At 70.7% G+C, this 1735-nt stretch carries 1 protein-coding gene; it reads left to right on the top strand.

Translation table 11 applies throughout. From position 1 onward, the window contains the following. The coding region (locus B7767_RS28215) for an LCP family protein (RefSeq protein ID WP_373408246.1) at positions 1-1583 on the top strand (1583 nt) is incomplete at its 5' end. Between the last annotated feature and the right edge of the window lie 152 nt (positions 1584-1735).

The following is a 1735-nucleotide window of genomic DNA, read 5'->3' as shown; positions in this document are numbered from 1 at the left end:
ACGGCCCCGGCACGAACGGCGCGGGCGGCGGACGGCGCGGCCACGGCGGGCGGCCCGGGCGGCGGCACCGCGTGCTCAGATGGTCCGCGATGACGCTGTCGGTCCTGATACTCGGCACGGCCGGCGCCGGATACCTCTACTACCGGCACCTGAACGGCAACATCGAGAAGGGCGAGCGCAGCAGCGGCGACTCCAAGGCCCGCAGGACCGGGCCGAACTCCGCCGGGCAGACTCCCCTGAACATCCTGCTGATCGGCTCCGACAGCCGCGCCTCCGACGCCAACGTGGCGCTGGGCGGCGGCAAGGACCACCGCGACAGCGCGCCGCTGGGCGATGTGCAGATGCTGATCCACCTGGCGGCGGACCGCAAGAGCGCCGCGGTGGTGAGCATTCCGCGCGACACCCGGGTCGACATCCCCGAGTGCACCGATCCGGAGACCGGCAGGACCTACCCGGCGGCCGACACGATCATCAACGAGTCGCTGGGCCGCGGCGGGGCCGGCTGCACGCTGGCCACCTGGGAGAACCTCACCGGTGTCTACATCGACCACTGGATGACCATCGACTTCGCGGGCGTGGTGCGGATGGCCGACGCCATCGGCGGTGTCGAGGTCTGCGTGAACCAGAACGTGTGGGACCGCCCGCTGCCCGGGATGCCCGGCGGCTCGGGGCTGAAGATGGAGGCCGGCTCCGGGAAGGTGAAGGGCGAGCAGGCGCTGCAGTGGCTGCGCACCCGGCACGCCTGGGGCAGCGACGTGCTGCGCACCCGGGCGCAGCGCATGTACATGAACTCGGCGATGCGCACCCTGCGCGGCCAGAACGTCTTCACCGACACCGGCAGGCTGATGGACCTGGCCGAGGCGGCCACGGAGTCGCTGGTGGTGTCCGAGGAGATCGGCACGGTCAAGAAGCTGTTCGACCTCGGTACGCAGCTCAGGACGGTCCCCTCGAACCGCATCACCATGACGACGATGCCCACCGTCGCGGACCCCGAGAACGCGAACCACCTGCTTCCGGCCGGTGACGACGCCGAGCAGATGTGGGCGATGCTCCGCGACGACGTGTCCTTCGACGACAACGGCGACAAGGCCAGCGGCAGGAGCGGCGGCAAGGACAGCGGGGACGGCGCGAAGCCCTCCACGAAGCCCTCGGGCGACTCGCCCTCCGATGCCGCCGGCATCGACGTCCTGGTACGGAACGCCACCCGCTCCGCCACCCTCGGACCGGTCGACGGCCGTGCGCGCGCCGTCACCCGGACGCTGGTGGAGCAGGGCTTCGACCGGGCGACGGCGGACACGTCGGCGGCGCTCTCCGAGCAGCGGACCGTCGTGCGTCACCCGGACGACGAGTCGGCCGAGGACGCCCGCCGGGTCGCCGAGGCGCTGGGGATCCCGGCGAGCGCGACGCGCAAGTCGACGGACGTGTCCGGGGTCACAGTCGACATCGGGGCGGACTGGCGTACGGGCACGTCGTATCCGCGGCAGAGGAAACCGGAGGCCGGGGCGCTGCCCGACAGCAGCGACGCCCTGAACGGATCCGAGACGGGCACGTGCATGGACGTGTACAAGCCCTACCGATGGTAGGAATTCGGCATATACGAGGAGTTGTTCCCGGGGTGGGAACGTCGGATACGTCACCTGTACCGTTCGACGCTCAACTTGGCAGATAGTGTGAGCACCCCCGTGCCCCCGCCATGAGGTCCGCTCTGGCGCAGTGCACTTGCCGACCTTTACCG

It is taken from the genome of Streptomyces sp. 13-12-16 (assembly GCF_002114215.1).
Classification (GTDB): Bacteria; Actinomycetota; Actinomycetes; order Streptomycetales; family Streptomycetaceae; genus Streptomyces.
The sequence above is the reverse complement of the archived record's forward strand: the minus strand, read 5'-3'. Positions and strand labels throughout refer to the sequence as shown.